General features: G+C 56.6%; 1 pseudogene. It reads left to right on the forward strand.

Going from position 1 to position 454, the window contains the following annotated elements:
• Positions 1-454 (forward strand): annotated as a pseudogene (locus ACTHUR_RS20575) (YgjP-like metallopeptidase domain-containing protein); the annotation flags it as partial.

A 454-nucleotide genomic window follows, 5' to 3' on the forward strand; every position in this document is an offset into this window, starting at 1 on the left:
GACCATTCATATCCAGCTCAGACGCAGTGCCAAGAAAAACCTCATCTTGCGCCCCGTTTCCGCCGATACCGTCAGCATCAATATCCCGCCGTTTGTGACCCAGCGCAACTTTACCCAATGGCTGAACGACAACGAGGCCATCCTGCGCCGCACCCTAAACCAAACACCGACCCAGCAAACACCCACCGATACGCTTCCCGAATGGATTTGGTATCAAGGCGTTCAGACGGCCTTGTCCGTCCACACGGCAAACCACATCCAAATCAGGCCGTCTGAAATCCTGTTGCCCTAAAAAGAAACCGCTATCCAACTCACCCATTTGCGCCGCCTTCTGCACGAGCGTGCGCGCGAGTATCTGCTGCCGCGCCTCGAAGGCCATATCCGAACCACCCGCCTAACCCCGAGCGCCATTTCCCTTTCCAACGCCAAAACTTTCTGGGGTGTATGCCGCCAC

It is taken from the genome of Neisseria sp. P0021.S007, from assembly GCF_051956855.1.